16 protein-coding genes are annotated in these 15,792 nt (G+C 71.5%); 10 read left to right on the forward strand and 6 right to left on the reverse strand.

The window, feature by feature from the left end:
- The first annotated feature begins 9 nt into the window (after positions 1-9).
- A complete protein-coding gene (locus ABD466_RS04725; RefSeq protein WP_344655670.1) occupies positions 10-477 on the forward strand; it encodes a pyridoxamine 5'-phosphate oxidase family protein in 468 nt (155 codons plus the stop codon).
- A gap of 66 nt (positions 478-543) precedes the next feature.
- Here ABD466_RS04725 and yczE read toward each other — a convergent pair whose 3' ends face one another.
- Entirely contained in the window at positions 544-1,365 is an 822-nt protein-coding gene (gene yczE, locus ABD466_RS04730; protein ID WP_344655671.1) for a membrane protein YczE, read from the reverse strand.
- A gap of 117 nt (positions 1,366-1,482) precedes the next feature.
- Between yczE and yczR the strand changes: the two genes are divergently transcribed.
- Together yczR and ABD466_RS04740 are read left to right on the forward strand one after the other, a co-directional pair.
- Positions 1,483-3,000, forward strand: coding sequence for a MocR-like transcription factor YczR (yczR, locus tag ABD466_RS04735; RefSeq protein WP_344655672.1), 1,518 nt, complete (start codon positions 1,483-1,485; stop codon positions 2,998-3,000).
- 25 nt (positions 3,001-3,025) lie between these two features.
- Positions 3,026-3,595 carry a GNAT family N-acetyltransferase gene (locus tag ABD466_RS04740; protein ID WP_344655673.1) on the forward strand — a complete coding sequence of 190 codons (570 nt, stop codon included), beginning with the start codon at positions 3,026-3,028 and terminating at the stop codon, positions 3,593-3,595.
- On the opposite strand, the gene ABD466_RS04745 is transcribed toward ABD466_RS04740, so the two are convergent.
- The 4 genes from ABD466_RS04745 to ABD466_RS04760 are packed head-to-tail and all read right to left on the reverse strand — an operon-like array spanning position 3,573 to position 6,396.
- Positions 3,573-4,121, reverse strand: coding sequence for a hypothetical protein (locus ABD466_RS04745; protein ID WP_344655674.1), 549 nt, complete (start codon positions 4,119-4,121; stop codon positions 3,573-3,575). The two genes, ABD466_RS04740 and ABD466_RS04745, sit on opposite strands and share 23 nt — an antisense overlap.
- 48 nt (positions 4,122-4,169) lie before the next feature.
- Positions 4,170-4,931: an ABC transporter permease gene (locus tag ABD466_RS04750; protein ID WP_344655675.1), complete on the reverse strand. Its 762-nt coding sequence runs from the start codon at positions 4,929-4,931 to the stop codon at positions 4,170-4,172.
- Entirely contained in the window at positions 4,928-5,611 is a 684-nt protein-coding gene (locus tag ABD466_RS04755) for an ABC transporter ATP-binding protein (RefSeq protein WP_344655676.1), read from the reverse strand. The genes ABD466_RS04750 and ABD466_RS04755 overlap by 4 nt, the downstream gene beginning before the upstream one ends.
- Positions 5,608-6,396 (reverse strand): GNAT family N-acetyltransferase, encoded by a 789-nt coding sequence (locus ABD466_RS04760; protein WP_344655677.1) that lies wholly within the window; start codon positions 6,394-6,396, stop codon positions 5,608-5,610. The genes ABD466_RS04755 and ABD466_RS04760 overlap by 4 nt, the downstream gene beginning before the upstream one ends.
- A 52-nt stretch (positions 6,397-6,448) precedes the next feature.
- Between ABD466_RS04760 and ABD466_RS04765 the strand changes: the two genes are divergently transcribed.
- The 7 genes from ABD466_RS04765 (at position 6,449) to ABD466_RS04795 (ending at position 14,934) form a co-directional block, all read left to right on the forward strand.
- Positions 6,449-7,852: a replication-associated recombination protein A gene (locus ABD466_RS04765; protein ID WP_344655678.1), complete on the forward strand. Its 1,404-nt coding sequence runs from the start codon at positions 6,449-6,451 to the stop codon at positions 7,850-7,852.
- 109 nt (positions 7,853-7,961) lie between these two features.
- Positions 7,962-8,387 carry a DUF948 domain-containing protein gene (locus ABD466_RS04770; RefSeq protein ID WP_344655679.1) on the forward strand — a complete coding sequence of 142 codons (426 nt, stop codon included), beginning with the start codon at positions 7,962-7,964 and terminating at the stop codon, positions 8,385-8,387.
- A gap of 7 nt (positions 8,388-8,394) precedes the next feature.
- On the forward strand, positions 8,395-8,730 hold the full coding sequence (locus tag ABD466_RS04775; protein WP_344655680.1) for a hypothetical protein: 336 nt from the start codon (positions 8,395-8,397) through the stop codon (positions 8,728-8,730).
- A gap of 110 nt (positions 8,731-8,840) precedes the next feature.
- A complete protein-coding gene (gene alaS, locus ABD466_RS04780) occupies positions 8,841-11,510 on the forward strand; it encodes an alanine--tRNA ligase (protein WP_344655681.1) in 2,670 nt (889 codons plus the stop codon).
- Between the two features lie 307 nt (positions 11,511-11,817).
- On the forward strand, positions 11,818-12,291 hold the full coding sequence (ruvX, locus tag ABD466_RS04785; protein WP_344655752.1) for a Holliday junction resolvase RuvX: 474 nt from the start codon (positions 11,818-11,820) through the stop codon (positions 12,289-12,291).
- A complete protein-coding gene (locus ABD466_RS04790) occupies positions 12,291-14,084 on the forward strand; it encodes an endolytic transglycosylase MltG (protein ID WP_344655682.1) in 1,794 nt (597 codons plus the stop codon). Before ruvX ends, ABD466_RS04790 begins: the two co-directional genes overlap by 1 nt.
- A gap of 25 nt (positions 14,085-14,109) precedes the next feature.
- Positions 14,110-14,934 (forward strand): shikimate dehydrogenase, encoded by an 825-nt coding sequence (locus tag ABD466_RS04795; RefSeq protein WP_344655683.1) that lies wholly within the window; start codon positions 14,110-14,112, stop codon positions 14,932-14,934.
- A gap of 46 nt (positions 14,935-14,980) precedes the next feature.
- On the opposite strand, the gene ABD466_RS04800 is transcribed toward ABD466_RS04795, so the two are convergent.
- On the reverse strand, positions 14,981-15,754 hold the full coding sequence (locus tag ABD466_RS04800) for a class I SAM-dependent methyltransferase (RefSeq protein ID WP_344655684.1): 774 nt from the start codon (positions 15,752-15,754) through the stop codon (positions 14,981-14,983).
- Positions 15,755-15,792 lie beyond the last annotated feature (38 nt).

The raw sequence follows: 15,792 nt of genomic DNA on the forward strand, positions 1-15,792 counted from the left end.
CGTGGCCGCATGACTGAGGCCCCGCACGTCCTGCCCGACCCGGCCACCGAGTTCGGCGCCGCGACCCGGCGCCGCCTCCTCGAAGAGGAGATCGTCTGGCTGGTCACCGTCAACAGCGCGGGGATCCCGCAACCGAACCCGGTCTGGTTCCTGTGGACGCCGGACGAGGACGACGCCTGGGGCGACGGCAGCTTTCTGATCTTCCACAAGGACGACGCGGCCCGGCTGCGGTCCATGCGCGCGCGGCCGACCGTCGCTCTGCACTTCGACGGCGGTGTGCACGACCTGGAGGTCATGGTCTTCACCGGGGACGTGGAGTTCCTCGGCGCCGGCCATCCGGGCGCGGGGGAGGTGCTGGCGTTCGAGGCCAAGTACCGCGCCCGCGCCGCGAAGTACTTCGGCTCGTCGGTCGGCGAGGCCATGGCTCCCTACTCGGTGGCCACCCGGATCCGGCCCGCCAAGGTGCGCGGGTTCTGAGACGGCACGCCGGAGCGCGCCGTCCAGGGCCCCACCGAGGACGACGCGCTCCGTGATCCCCCCAGCTCAGCAGTTGTCGGGCCCGGCCAGCCGGTGCGTGGTCAGCCGCGGGGCCTTCCTCCCGGCGGCGGCCGGCTCGTCCCCGCCCTTCGGCTTGAGGGCCAGCAGCGGGATGAACCGGTGCGCCAGCGGCCCGATCAGCAGGGCGTAGGCCGCGGTGCCGATGCCGACGGTGCCGCCGAGCAGCCAGCCGGAGGCCAGCACCGCGATCTCCATCGAGGTCCGCACCACGCGGATCGAGTGGCCGCGCGCCGCGTAGCCGGTCATCAGGCCGTCCCGCGGGCCCGGACCCATGCCCGCCCCGATGTAGGCCCCGGTCGCCACGCCGTTCAGCACCACCGCGCCGAGCATCTCGGCCCAGCGCAGCCACCACACGTGCGGCGAGGGCATCCAGGCCATCGCGGCGTTCATCGCCAGCCCGATGACCACCACGTTGCTGATCGTCCCGAACCCGGGCTTCTGCCGCAGCGGGATCCACAGCAGCATCACCGCCACGCCGACCAGGATCACCATGGTGCCGACCTGGATCCCGACGTGCTTGGCCAGGCCCTGGTGGAACACGTCCCACGGATTGGCCCCCAACCCCGACATCAGGATCATGCCGTCGCTGATCCCGTACAGCACCAACCCGAGCTCCAGCTGCACGAGCCGGTGCGCCCGCCGGTCCCGCGGGATCAGGGCCAGCGTCCACCGCAGCCCCCTCCGCAGCCACTCCAGGACCGGAACCGGCTCGGCGATCCGCTCCTCACGCCTCGTGACGAGGTCCCGTTCGGCCCGGTCGCTCAACGCCGTGGCCCCCACGGCCCGCCCGGTCGTCGTCGCCGTCATGCCTGCCTCCCCTGGCTGTTCGGACAAACTGGCCCCGGATCCTTGCTGAAGCGGGCCACTTCCATCAGTATTGAGGCCAAGTGGCCTTGTCCCCAGGGCCAATCGAAGGAGGGTGGCATGGCCGGTCCGGTGGAGCTGGTGACGACCGACCGCACGGTGGGCAGCACGCGCCTGGCGCGGCTGATCCGCGAGGTCTCCCATCTCGGCGGCCCGGAGCAGGCCGCCGACCCCGAGCGCCGCCCGGCCTACCGGGCCCTGGCGCACAGCGTCCGGGCCCTGATCCTGGACGGCCGGATCGCGCTGCGGACCCGGGTGCCGGCCGAACGCGACCTGGCCGCCGCCCTGGGCATGAGCCGCACCACCGTCACCGCCGCCTACGATCTGCTGCGCGAGGACGGCTTCCTGGAGAGCCGCCGCGGCTCGGGCACCTGGACCATGCTCCCGCCCGGCTCCGGCCCCAACGGCTACGGCGGCTGGCTGATGCCCAGCGAGCCCGGCTCGACCGAGGTCGCCGTCGACCTGTCCTGCGCGTCCTTCGGACTGTCCGCGCAGCTGCTCGGCGAGGCGCTGGCCGAGTCCGGCCCGAAACTGGCCGCCCTGGCCGGCGCCACCGGCTACTACCAGGCCGGGCTGCCGGAGCTGCGTGAGCTCATCGCCGAGCGCTACATCGAGCGGGGGCTGCCCACCACGCCCGACCAGATCGTCGTCACCTCCGGCGCCCAGCACGCGAACGTCCTGGCCCTGTCGCTGCTCTGCGGCCCGGGGGACCGGGTGGTGGTGGAGAGCCCGACGTACCCGAACAGCGTCGAGGCGATGCGCCGCGCCCGGCTGCGGCCCGTCCCGGTGCCGGTCGGCGACGACGGCGTCGAGTCCGCGGCGCTGATCGCCCAGCTCCGCCAGGCGGTGCCGCGGGTGGCCTACCTGATCCCCGACTTCCACAACCCGACCGGCACCCTGATGTCCGCCGCCCGCCGCGCCGAGGCCGCCGAGGCCGCCCGCGCCGCCGGCACCTGGCTGATCAACGACGAGACCGTGACCGACATGGCGCTCGACGTCCCGGCGCCCTTGCCGTTCCCCGCCTCCGTGTCGAAAGCGGCCGCCGAACAGGTGCTCAGCGTCGGTTCCATGTCCAAGAGCCACTGGGGCGGCCTGCGCATCGGCTGGATCCGCGCCTCCCCGCGCATGGCCACCGAACTGGCCGGCCACCGCGTGACCATGGACATGGCCGGCTCGGTGGTGGACCAGCTCATGGCCATCGCGCTCCTGCGGCGCGGCTGGGGCGTGGTGGAGGAACGCCGCGAGGCCCTGCGCCGTCAGCGCGCGGCCCTGGAAGCGGCGCTGGCCGCCGAACTGCCGGAATGGTCGTGGCGCACGCCGCCCGGCGGCCTGTCGCTGTGGGTGGACATCGGCGAGCCTACGTCCTCGATGCTCGCCGACCGCGCGGCGGCCTTCGGTGTCCGCCTGGTCGGCGGCCCGAAGTTCGGCGTGGACCCCGGCACCTTCGAGCACCGGGTCCGGATCCCCTACACGCTTCCGGAGGACACCCTCCGCGAGGCGGTGCGCCGCCTGGCCTCCGCTCACCGCTGCGAGGCCACGCTGCCGCCGCTTCCGGAGGAAAACCGTTGGGTGGCCTGACCGGCGGTAGGCCAAGATCGACGGTGTGGACACGTACCTTGAGACCAGCCGCCTGATCCTCCGCCGCTTCACCGCCGACGACGCGGACCTGCTCATCGAGTTGGACAGCGACCCGGCGGTGATGCGCTACCTCACCGGAGGCGAGCCCACCCCGCCGGAGACCATCCGTCGGCAGTACTTGCCGAACATCCTCGCCAACTACGAAAAGTGGGGCGGCGACTTCGGATTGATGGCCGCCCACGAGAAGGACGGCGGAGCCTTCATCGGCTGGTTCATCCTGCGCCCCAAGGCCGACGGTCCGCTGGACGAGGTCGAGCTCGGCTACCGCCTCCGCCAGGCGGCGTGGGGCAAGGGCTACGCCACCGAGGGCTCACGTGCCCTGCTCCGTAAGGCTTTCACCGAGCTGGGCGTCCGCATGGTCTGGGCGGAGACGATGTTCGTGAACGCCGGCTCGCGCAACATCATGGAGAAGCTCGGCATGAAGCACGTGGACACGTACTTCCCCGACCTGGCCCCCATCAAGGACTCGGAGCACGGGGAAGTCCGTTACGAAATCACCGCCGAGCAGTGGGCTAGCTGCCAGCCGGCACAGTGATCGCGCCGGCGAACACGTCGAAGTACATCGCCGCCGACACGCCCAGGCCGACCGCCCCGAGGGCCAGTGCACCCCAGGCGACGGCCCGCACCCACACCGGCGCCTGAGCCCGTGCCGCGAAGCGCCCGAGGAACAACGTCGCCGCGGCGATGACGATCGCCGCGACGGCGAAGCCCATGCTCACGAACGCGGTCCTGTGCCACGGATCGGTGTAGCGCCGCTTGATGAGGACGTCCGCCGTGCCGTTGGACGAGGCGATCTGCCCGATCAGCGTCTGCCGCTGGGCCAGCACGTCGCCCAGCCAGCTCCCGGTCAGCGAGACCAGACCGACGCCCGCGGCGGCCACCGCCGCGGCCCCGGCGGCGATGACCGAACCCGGCCGCTCGGCCGCCTCCGTCCCCTCCGCGCCGTCGACCAGGTCGGCGCTCCCCAGGCCGCCGTCAAGGTCTTCTTCGACGAGCTCGGGGACGATCTCGATCTCCGGCACCTCGTCGACGGTGCTCTTGGTCGCGCTAGACGTAGTCATGAGACCGGATCCTAGGCAGACCACTCTGAGAGTCTGATGAAGGAGCCGCTAACGCAGTTGCTGCGCACTTGTGAACAGCATCCGCTGCCCCAGCTCAGCCGCGGCCAGGGCCGCCATCACGGCCGCCGCCAGCAACATGTACATCACCACGATCTGATACCGGATGGCCACCTCCGGCGACACCCCGGCCAGGATCAACCCGGTCATGGCCCCCGGCAGGCTGATCAGGCCCACGACCTTCGTCGCGTCCAGCGTCGGGATCAGAGCCGTCCGCATCAGCTCGCGCCGGTGCGGTGCGAAGGCGTCGCCGGCGGACAGCCCCAAAGCCAGCCGCGCCTCGATGACCGCGCGCTGTCCGCGGGCTTCCGCCACCATCCGCGCCAGGGTGACCCCTGTGGCCTGCATCGCCCCGCTCACGACCATGCCGCCGACCGGTACCACGACGCGCGGCGCGGATTGGATGACGCCGAAGGCGATCAGCACGCCGAGGGTCACGGCGGCGGCCAGCGCGACGGCGCCGGTGGCGACATACCGCGAGCGGTGGAGCCCCGCCCCACGGCGTCCCGCGACCTGGCCCGCGATGACGACCATCACGATGAGCCAGGCGAAGCCGCCGGGCAGGCCGGCGTGCTGGAACAGGAACAGCAGCACGGCACCGACCGCGAACAGCTGCACCCCGGCGCGCACGGCCGCGATGACGACTTCGCGGGCCAGACCCAGGTGCTGGCGCCAGGCGATGACCACGGCGACGGCGACGAGGCTGATCGACAGAGCGACGCCGGTCCATTCGGGGACGGCCGGTGAGTTCACGGGTGCGACCCTCCCGCGCCGTTGACGTACGCGACGTCCGCGACGGCGCCGCTCTCGACGAGGCGCCCCTCCCGCAACACCAGCACGTCGTCGGCCATCCGTCGGACTTGCTCAGCGCTGTGGCTCACGAGAACGGCTGTCAGCCCGTCGCGCAACAACCCGCAGAGCGTCTCCTCGACAGCCCGCGCCGCCTCCGGATCCAACGCCGACGTCGGCTCGTCCAGAAGCAACACTTCGGGGCCGACCGCCAGGGTCCGCGCCAGACATATCCGCTGCGCCTCTCCACCCGACAGGCCGACGCCGGCCCGATCGAGCATCGCCTCGGGCAATCCGACGCGAGCCAGCAGGTCCAGGGCCCGCTCCCGCTCCAACGTCGGCGCCCCGGCCCGCAACTCCTCGAAGACCGTCCCGGCCACCAGCACCGGACGCTGTCCGACCAGCCCCACGCGCCGACGGAGCGCCAGCACGTCCAGCGACTCCAGCGCCGCGCCGTCGATCAGCAGACTGCCCGACGTCGGATCGTCGAGCCGGTTGAACAGCCGGAGCAAGGTCGACTTGCCCGCGCCGCTGGGGCCCACGAGAGCCGTGCACCGACCCGCCGCGAGCGTCGCCGTCACCCGATCGACGATCAGGCGCCCTTCCCGTCGCACAGTGACGTCACGCAGGTCGAAGCGGGTCACCCGACCAGCCTCGCGCTCAGCATCCGATGCGTCGTCCGATAGCCCAACCGTGCGTAGATCCGCCGCGCCGGCTCGTTCGGATGCCAGTGCCCCAGGGAGCAGAACCCGTCCCTGTCCAACGACCGCCGCGTCAGCCATCCTGACACCGCCGCTCCCAGCCCCTGACCCCGGGCATCGGGATGGGTCCCGATCGACGCCAGATACCCGTTCCCTCCGGACCGTCGGCAGTACGCCCCGCATGCGAGGAGGTTCCCATTCGCCCCGCGCACCACACCCCAGGCCTGGATCGCCTCCCATCCGGGCTTCGCCGAGTGACTGGGGTTGGCGACCTTCAAGAAGTCGCCGATCTCCGCATCTGCTTCGGGTGACGGCAGGAGCTCCTCGACCCGCTCCTCCCCGGGCTGTACTTCCAGGCCGACACCCCAGGCCGGGTCGAACACCATGTAGTCCCAGGGTTCCGGCTCGGCGACCTCGATACCCGCCGCGGCGGTATCCGTCCCGCGCGGCACGCTGATCCCGTGCGGCGGCCGTGTCAGATCGTCCAGGACGTGCCGCAGCAGCGGGCCGGAAGCACCGGGCGGCCCGATGACCGTCAGCCAGTCCACCAGTCCCGGCCCGTCCTGCGACCCCCCGAACGCGAAACCGCCGTCGGCCGCGTACCAGGCCGCTCCCTGCTCGGCCAGCGACTGCTCCGGCGAGGCGTCGGTCCGCAGCAGGTAGTCGTCACCCGCGAGCGCGAACAGTTCCTCGACCGACTCCAGCCTGCGTATCTCAGCGTCATCCACGTCGATCATTGTGGCCGATCATCCTGTCGGCCCGGAGGGTTAAGGTCGTGACGTGGAACAGCTGGACTTGTTCGAGGAAGCCGGAACCGAGCAGGCCCGCACCTCGGCCCCCCTCGCCGTGCGCATGCGCCCCCGGTCCCTCGACGAAATCGTCGGCCAGAAGCACCTGCTGCGCTCCGGCTCGCCCCTCTGGCGCCTGGTCAAGGCCGGGGACGGCGTGACCGTCCCCTCCTCGATCCTGCTCTGGGGCCCGCCGGGAACCGGCAAGACCACCCTCGCCTACGTTCTCGCCGACGCCACCGAGCGCACCTTCGCCGAGCTCTCCGCCATCAACGCGGGCGTCAAGGAGGTCCGCGCGGTCGTGGACCGCGCCAAGCGCGAACTCGGGATGTACGGCCGCGAGACCCTCCTGTTCCTCGACGAGATCCACCGTTTCTCCAAAGCACAGCAGGACTCCCTGCTCCCCGCCGTCGAGAACCGCTGGGTGACGCTGGTCGCGGCGACCACCGAGAACCCCCACTTCTCCGTCATCTCGCCGCTGCTCTCCCGTTCCCTCCTGCTGACGCTCCAGCCGCTGACCGACGACGACATCCGCGAAGTCGTCCACCGCGCGGTCGCGGACGACCGCGGCCTCGCCGGCAAGGTCTCGCTCCCCGAAGACTCCGAAGCCCATCTCCTGCGCATCGCGGGAGGAGACGCCCGCCGCGCGCTCACCGCACTCGAAGCCGGAGCGGCCGGTGCCATCGCCGCCGCCCGCGAACGCGGCGTACAGAGCCCCACCCCGCTCACCCTGGAGATCCTGGAACAAGCGGTGGACCGCGCCGCCGTCCGCTACGACCGCGACGGTGACCAGCACTACGACGTCGCCAGCGCCTTCATCAAGTCCGTCCGCGGCTCCGACGCGGACGCCGCGCTCCACTATCTGGCCCGGATGGTCGAGGCCGGTGAGGATCCCCGCTTCATCGCCCGCCGCCTGGTGATCTCGGCCAGCGAGGACATCGGCATGGCCGACCCGAGCTCCCTGCAGGTCGCCGTCGCCGCGATGCAGGCCGTCTCCTTCATCGGCTGGCCCGAGGCCCAGATCACCCTGGCCCACGCGGTGATCCATCTCGCCCTGGCGCCGAAGTCGAACTCCGCCGTCAAGGCGATCGGCGCCGCCATGGAGGACGTCCGCAAGGGACTGGCCGGACCGGTCCCGCCGCACCTGCGCGACGCGCACTACTCCGGCGCCCAGTCCCTCGGCCACGGTCAGGGCTACGTCTACGCCCACGACGTCCCGGGCGGTGTCGCCGCCCAGCAGTACGCCCCCGACGCGGTGCACGGCCAGCAGTACTACGAGCCGACGCGCCACGGCGCCGAGGCCCGGTACGCCGACGTCTACGACCGAGTCAGGGCTCTTCTGGCAGGCGACCGACCCGCTCCCGCCGAGCCCAAAACGCCTCCGCAAAAGGGCTGAGACACGCCCCCGACGTGCTTTCCCCGCACAGCCGCGCGGTAGGGTGCTGTGCTCATACAGCGTTTGCTGATCCTCTTTGCCATCTCAACCAATACTCAGGGAGCCCGCGGTGTCCGCTGGAGCGATTGTCGGACTGATCTTCGCGATCTTCTTCGCGGTGGGAGTGTGCTTCTTCGCCTTCGTCCTGGTACGGCTGGCCGAAGTGCTGAAGGAGACCACCAGGCTCGTCGCCGGCATCACCCAGGAGACCGTCCCGCTGCTGAACGAGATCACCGACACGGTCAAGAACGGCAACAACCAGCTGGTCAAGGTCGATGCCATCACCGACAACGTCGAGACCATGTCGAAGAACATCTCCGGCCTGGTCGGCACCGCCACGTCGGCGATCGGCGGCCCGCTCGTCAAGGTGGCGTCGTTCAGTTATGGTGTGCGCGCGGCCATCACCTCGCGCAAGAATGAGGATGTGGCCAAGCGCGTGAAGGCCGAGCTGAAGGCCGATCGCCGGGCTCGCCGCGCCGACAAGAAGAAGGGATGACGGGCTGATGTTCACCGGTACAGTGCGCCGTCTCTTCTGGGTGTCCATGGGCGCGACCGCGGGCGTGCTGGTCTTCCGCAAGGTCACCTCGACCGCCAAGGAGCTGACCCCGGCGGGCATCGCCGACCGGGTGTCGATCTCCGGCGGCGGTTTCCTGGACTCGGTCAAGGAGTTCTTCGAGGACGTGCGCGACCTGGCGCACGACCGCGAGGAGGAGCTGAACGTCGCCCTGGGCATCGACGTGCCCCCGGCCACGGACCGCCCGAAGGACGACCCGAAGGGTGACGGTTCCTCGCCGCGTTCGTCGGGGCGCCCAGAGGGCGGTACGGCGCGAGCTATCTAGGGGCCAGTCGCGCTTCATCGGCCGACTCGCCCCACCCCGAGGCCCGTCATCCTCGCGGCGCCTGGGAGTTGCCCGACGCGCGCCGCTTTCCCTAGAAGGCTGAAAAGCTCATGGAATCCGCGGAGATCCACCGCCGCTGGCTCGACTTCTTCGAAAAGAAGGGCCACACGGTCGTCCCGTCGGCGTCGCTCATCTCGAACGACCCGACCACCCTGCTCACCATCGCGGGCATGGCCCCGTTCAAGCCGTACTTCCTCGGCGAGCAGCCGGCGCCCTGGCCGCGCGCCACCTCGGTCCAGAAGTGCGTGCGCACCCTGGACATCGAGGAGGTCGGCAAGACCACCCGCCACGGCTCGTTCTTCCAGATGTGCGGCAACTTCTCCTTCGGCGACTACTTCAAGGAGAAGGCGATCAACCTGGCGTGGGAGCTGCTCACGTCGCCGGTCGCCGACGGCGGCTTCGGCCTGGAGCCGGAGAAGCTGTGGATCACCGTCTACCTCGACGACGACGAGGCCGAGGAGATCTGGAAGAAGGTCGGCGTCCCGGCCGAGCGCATCCAGCGCCTGGGCATGGCCGAGAACTACTGGTCGATGGGCGTGCCCGGCCCCTGCGGCCCGTGCTCGGAGATCAACTACGACCGCGGTCCCGCCTACGGCGAGGAGGGCGGCCCGGCCGTCAACGGCGAGCGCTACCTGGAGATCTGGAACCTGGTCTTCATGCAGTTCGAGCGCGGCGCGGGCGGCGACAAGCACGGCTTCCCGATCCTCGGCGAGCTGCCCAGCAAGTCCATCGACACCGGTCTGGGCCTGGAGCGCCTGGCCTCGATCCTGCAGGGCGTCGACAACCTCTACGAGATCGACACCTCGCGCGCGATCCTGAACAAGGCGGCGGCCATCGCCGGTGTCGCCTACGGCGCCGACGAGAAGAACGACGTGTCGCTGCGCGTGGTCACCGACCACGTGAAGTCCGCGACGATGATGATCGGCGACGGCATCACGCCGGGCAACGAGGGCCGCGGCTACATCCTGCGCCGCCTGATGCGCCGCGCGATCCGCAACATGCGGCTGCTCGGTGCCTCCGGCGCGACCATGAAGGACCTGGTCGAGACCACGATCGAGGCGATGGGCGCGGCGTACCCGGAGCTGATCGCGGACCGCTCCCGCATCGAGGCGGTCGCGGTCGCCGAGGAGGCCTCCTTCCTGCAGACCCTGCGCACCGGCTCGGCGATGTTCGAGACGGTCGCGGAGGACGCGCGCAGGACCGGCTCCACGACCTTCTCCGGCGCCGAGGCGTTCAAGCTCCACGACACCTTCGGCTTCCCGATCGACCTGACTCTGGAGATGGCCTCCGAGGCCGGCCTCACGGTCGACGAGGAGGGCTTCCGCCGCCTGATGAAGGAGCAGCGGGACCAGGCGAAGGCGGACGCGCGGGCGAAGAAGACCGGCCACGCCGACATGTCCGCGTACCGGGAGCTGCTCGACGGCGCCGGCCCGTCGGCGTTCACCGGCTACCACGAGACGAAGTCCGAGGGCCTGCTCAAGGGCATGCTCGTCAACGGCCGGGTGGGCCGGTCGGCGAAGCCCGGTGACGAGGTCGAGCTGGTCCTGGACCGCACCCCCTTCTACGCCGAGGGCGGCGGCCAGCTCGCCGACCAGGGCCTGATCCGCCTCGGCAACGGCGCGCTGGCCGAGGTCGTGGACGTGCAGAAGCCGGTCGGCGAGCTCATCGCGCACCGGGCGATCGTCCGCGACGGCGAGGTCGTCGTCGGCAGCGAGGCGTGGGGCGAGGTGGACGTGGCGCGCCGCGCCGCGATCTCGCGCGCCCACACCGCCACGCACATGGTCCACAAGGCGTTCCGCGAGCTCCTCGGCGAGACCGCGACCCAGGCCGGCTCCGAGAACTCGCCCGGCCGGTTCCGCTTCGACTTCGCCTCGCCCGGCGCCGTGCCGCACTCGGTGCTGGCCGACGTCGAGCAGCGCGTCAACGAGCTGCTGATCGACGACCTGTCGGTCACCGCGCAGGTGATGAGCCAGCCCGAGGCCAAGGCGATGGGCGCGATGGCGCTGTTCGGCGAGAAGTACGGCGACCGGGTCCGCGTGGTCTCGGTCGGCGAGTGGGCGCACGAGCTCTGCGGCGGCACGCACGTCGACACCACCGGCCGCCTCGGCCTGGTGAAGCTGCTGTCGGAGTCCTCCATCGGCTCCGGGGTGCGGCGCGTGGAGGCGCTGGTCGGCACCGACGCCTACGACTTCCTGGCGCGCGAGCACGTCCTGGTGGCGCAGCTCGCCGACGTCGTGAAGGCGCGTCCGGAGGAGCTCGTCGAGCGCGTCGGCGGCATCATGGCCAAGCTGCGCGACGCGGAGAAGGAGATCTCCGCGCTCAAGGCCGGCCAGCTGCTCCAGATCGCGGGTTCGCTCGCGGACGGCGCGCAGGACGTGCACGGCGTCGCCGTCGTCGCGCACCAGGCGCCGGACGGCGCGTCCGCGGACGACCTCCGCAAGCTGGTCCTCGACGTCCGCGGCCGGCTCGGCGCGCGCCCGGCGGTCGTCGCGGTCGCGGCGGCGGCCGGGGAGCGCCCGGTCGTGGTCATCGCCACCAACGAGGGTTCGCGCGGGCTCGGCCTGAAGGCCGGCGAACTGGTCCGCGCGGCGGCCAAGACCCTCGGCGGCGGTGGCGGCGGCAAGGACGACGTCGCCCAGGGCGGCGGGACGGACACCGCCGCGATCCCGGCGGCGCTGGCCGAGATCGGCCGCGCGGTCGCGGCGAAGGTGCAGGCCTGACCGTTCGCGGAACGGGTGACGGGGCCCGGAGCCGGCGGACCGGCTCCGGGCCCCGTCATGTCCGACAATTCAGGCGTTGACATAGCGTGTCCGGGTTGGTCGGACATGGTCCGCGGAGGCGACAGCGGAGCCCGGAACCAGGTACGGTCACGGACGCGTCACGAACCAGTGGCGGGATCACGAACGGCTCGCGTCGCACGATGGAGGAGAGTCGCCGACGATGCAGGAACCCGAGCGCCGGACGCCGGACTCCCCGGAGTCCCCGGACGCTGCCGGCTCCCCGGCGGCCCCGGGGTCGGAGCGCGTCATGCGCCGTGGCGTCCGCCTGGGCGTCGACGTCGGCACGGTCCGCATCGGCGTGGCCTCCTGCGACCGTGACGGCCTGCTGGCCACCCCGGTGGAGACGGTGCGCGCCGAGCCGCGCCGCGCGTCCCTGGACCGGCTGGCGGCCCTGGCGGCCGAATACGAGGCCTTCGAAGTCGTGGTCGGCCTGCCGCGCTCGCTGTCCGGAGGCGAGGGCCCGGCGGCCGCCAAGATCCGTGACTACGCCCGCGACCTGGTCCGCCGCCTCGGTCCCGAGGTGCCGGTGCGGCTGGTCGACGAGCGGCTGTCCACCGTCACCGCGGCCCAGGGCCTGCGCGCCTCGGGGGTCAAGGCGAAGAAGGGCAGGGCGGTGGTGGACCAGGCGGCCGCCGTGGTTATCTTGCAGAACGCACTAGATGCCGAACGGATGTCCGGACGTCCGCCCGGCACGACGGTCCAGCTGGAGGACGGCAACTGATGAGCGACGGCGATTGGCGATACGGGGGCGACAATCCCCAGGGGCGGGGTCGCCGACGGGCCGACGGCCAGCCGTCGGACCCGTACGGCCAGAGCTCGTCCTACGGCCAGCAGCAGGGTTCGTACGGGCAGCAGCAGCCGCAGCAGCCCTCTTACGGCCAGCAGGGATACGGCGGCCAGCAGGGCTACGGGCAGCCGCAGCAGGGCCAGCCGGGTCAGCAGCAGCCCGGCTACCAGCAACCCGGCTACCAGCAGCCCGGCTATGGCCAGCCGACCCAGCAGGGCTACGCGCAGCCCCAAGTCCCGCCGCAGGGCGCCGGCCCGGACCCGCGCCGCGGCCGCCGCGCCGCCCCGCGCACCGGTCCGAAGGTGGTGCAGAGCGAGGTCATCGATCCGTACGCCCAGTCGCAGACCCAGGATCCCTACGCCGCGCCCAACTCCGGCGGCGATCCCTACGCCGACGACGGCTGGGGCGCGACCGCCGACGACCGCGGTTACGCCCAGAACGCCAGCGGCGGCTGGGACGACGGCGGCGACGCCTACTCGCGCGACTCCCGCAGCACCCGTGGCTCGCGGCGCGGCCGCGGACGGGCCGCAGAGGACGAATACAACCAGTACGACCAGTACGACCAGGGCGGCGGCGACAACTGGGGCGAGGAAGAGGGGTTCTTCGACGACGAGCGGCCGCGCCGCCGCGGCGGCAAGCTGCGCGCCTGGGCCCCGCTGTTCGTCCTGGTCGGCATCCTGAGCCTGTTCGGCGGCTGTATCTACGCCGGCTACTCGTACTACAAGGACAAGTTCGGCCCCGCCCCGGACTACACGGCGACGAGCTGCGCGAAGGATGCCAAGGACAAGGTCACGGTCGACGTCAAGCGCGGCGCCACCGGCGCGGACATCGCCAAGTCGCTCTACACGGCCGGCGTCATCAAGAGCGAGCGCGCCTACCTGAACGCCGCCAACCAGAACCAGGGCTCCACCGGCATCGTCGCCGGCACCTACGACGTGTGCCCGCAGATCTCCGGCGCCACCGCGGTGCTGGAGCTGTTGAAGAAGACGAACCTGTCCGACGGCTCGCAGATCATCGTGACGCCGCACGAGTGGGGCAAGGACGTCATCGCCAGCCTCATCGAGAAGCGCAAATGGAAGCAGTCCGACTTCGACACCGCCATCAGCCAGAACCAGATCGGGCTGCCGGACTGGTCGCGGGACTCCAAGACCAAGCAGTTCACGATCGAGGGCATGCTCGCCCCGGGCACCTATGAACTGACCTCCTCCGACAACCCGCAGACCATCCTGAAGCAGATGGTGGCCAACCGCATGGACGAGCTGAAGGCGCTCGACTTCGACAACAAGGCGAAGGCGCTGACCTGCGGCACCGCTCCCTGCACCCAGGAGCAGGTGCTCATCCTCGCCTCGATGGCCGAGGCCGAGGTGAAGACGCCGGACGACGCCTCCAAGGTGGCCGAGGCGGTCATCGCACGCCTGAAGGACAACGAGTTCCTGGACGTCGACTCCACATCGCTGTTCGTGCTCGGCCACCTCAAGTCCCCGCCGACCCACGACCAGGTGGTGAACGGCGGCGGCGACTACTCGACCTACGCCCCCCACCACGGCTTCCCTCCCACCCCGGTCGCGATCCCGTCGAAGGACACCATCGCCGCGGTGCTGAAGCCGAGCACCATCAAGGCCTACGCCTGGTGCGAGGGTGACACCGGTACCTTCTTCGTGAAGAAGGCCGACTTCCTGAAGGCTCAGGACCACAACCCCTGCAAGGCGAAGGCGATCACCTCCTGATGCCCCCGCTGTTCCGATGACCCGCATGCCGACCACCCACGCCGCCGTCCTCGGCTCGCCGATCGCGCACTCGCTGTCCCCGGTCCTGCACCGGGCCGCGTACGCCGCGCTCGGCCTGACCGACTGGTCCTACGACGCGCACGAGGTCGACGAGGCGTCGCTGCCCGCCTTCCTGGCCGGGCTCGACGCCTCGTGGGCCGGGTTGTCGCTGACCATGCCGCTCAAGCGCGCGGTCATCCCCCTGCTGGACGGGATCAGCGCGACGGCGGCCGCGGTGGAGGCGGTCAACACGGTGCTCTTCCACCCCGACGGCTCGCGCACCGGCACCAACACCGACGTGCCCGGCCTGGTCAACGCACTGGCGGAACGCGGCGTGACCGAGGCCGGCTCGGCGGCGGTGCTCGGCGCCGGGGCGACCGCGTCCTCGGCGCTGTCGGCGTTGTCGGGCATCACGAAGGGCGAGGTCGAGGTCTACATCCGCAACCGCGCCCGGGACGCCGAGGTCCACGCGATCGCCGAGGCGGTCGGGACGGCGGTGCGCGTCCGGGACTGGTCCGACGCCGCGGACGCGTTCGAAGCGGAGCTCGTCATCGGGACCACGCCGGCCGGCGCGACCGACGAGCTCGCGGACTCGGTGCCGGCGCGGCCGGGCACGCTGTTCGACGTGCTCTACCACCCGTGGCCGACGCCGCTGGCAGCGGCGTGGTCCGAGCGCGGAGGGAAGGTGCTCGGCGGGCTGGACCTGCTGGTGCACCAGGCGGTGCTCCAGGTGGAGCTGATGACCGGCCGCGCGCCGGCGCCGCTGGCCGAGATGCGAGCGGCGGGAGAAGCGGCGCTCGCAGCGCGCTGAGTCGGGAACCCGCCACCGGGCTGTCGCCGGCCGCGAGCGGGCGGCCTCAGTCGTTCTTCCGGAGTGCCGTCACCGCGACCGTCGCGTATTCGATGACGAACGACCCGCCGACCTTGTCGACCTCCGCGCCGATGTCGGCCATCAGCTCGGCCACCGTGTCCCTGGGCAGCAGGGCGTGCCCGCCGAAGGTCGGCGCCAGGTCCACCCACTGGTCGCGGGTGTACGTCTGCCGCCAGTCGAAGCGCCACTGCTCGGCGGGCTCGAAGGCGCCGGTGTCGCGCAGCACGTCGGCGGTGCTGGCGAGGAAGGGCGCGTAGATGTCGCGGCCCGCCTTCAGGCCGTGCTGATACATCGGGTGGTCGGGCAGGTGGCGCGTGTAGACCTCGGCGAAGGCGTCGGCCAGGTCCGGCGGTATCTGGAAGGCGTTCCAGAACAGGGCGACCCGGCCACCGGGGCGGACGACATCCGCCGCCTGTGCCGCGCCCCGGACGGGATCGACCCAGTGCCAGGTCATGCCGGCGACGAGGGCGTCGAACGTGCGGCCCGCCGGATCCCAGTCCTCGATCTTCGCGATCTCGACCGGCAGGCCGCGCTCCCCGGCGAGGGCCGCCATGCGCTCGTCGGGCTCGACGCCGAGCACGGCGCAGCCCGCTTCCTGGAACTGGCGGGCGGCGATGCCGGTTCCGCAGCCGACGTCCAGCACGGACCGACCGGGGAGTCCGGCCAGGACACGGTCGATCAGCGCGCGGGGGTAGCGCGGACGGGCCCGGTCGTACTGGGCGGAGTTCTCACCGAACGACTCGGAGACTAGAGTGACCATGTGCCCACTCTAGTGGGCGCTTGCCCACTCGTCCAGGA

Origin of the sequence: Catenulispora subtropica (assembly GCF_039531675.1) — a bacterium.
Taxonomy (GTDB): domain Bacteria; phylum Actinomycetota; class Actinomycetes; order Streptomycetales; family Catenulisporaceae; genus Catenulispora; species Catenulispora subtropica.